We start from the raw sequence: 348 nt of genomic DNA, 5'->3' as shown, positions 1-348 counted from the left end.
CGAGGGTGGCCGTGAGTTCCTGGTCAGGGTGCCGGGCGTTTCCCAGTCGGCGCTCAAAGACCAGCAGGTCGCCGACCTGCTCAACTGGCTGCTGGACCGCGACGGCATGGCCGGCAGCAGTACGCCGGAGCACAGGCAGCGCTACACGGCGCAGGAAGTCGGCCGGCTACTCAGCCAGACCATGCTTGACCTGCCCAAGGTCCGCCGGGGCTTGATCCAGGCGCTGCGGGCCCAGGGCATCGTCATCGACTACGGCCTCCGGCACTGACGCCTCAGGTCGCCGCACCTTCATCCTACCCGGTGTACCCAAATGTTGCGTCGCCGGGAAACACCCCCTCGCCTGACGCT

General features: G+C 67.8%; 1 pseudogene. It reads left to right on the top strand.

Annotated features, from left to right (window positions below):
* Nucleotides 1-268 (top strand): annotated as a pseudogene (locus tag M2D63_RS25575) (cytochrome C); the annotation flags it as partial.
* Between the last annotated feature and the right edge of the window lie 80 nt (nucleotides 269-348).

This window comes from Pseudomonas sp. BJa5, assembly GCF_030272875.2.
Classification (GTDB): Bacteria; Pseudomonadota; Gammaproteobacteria; order Pseudomonadales; family Pseudomonadaceae; genus Aquipseudomonas.
This window is presented reverse-complemented; position numbering and strand designations above follow the sequence as displayed.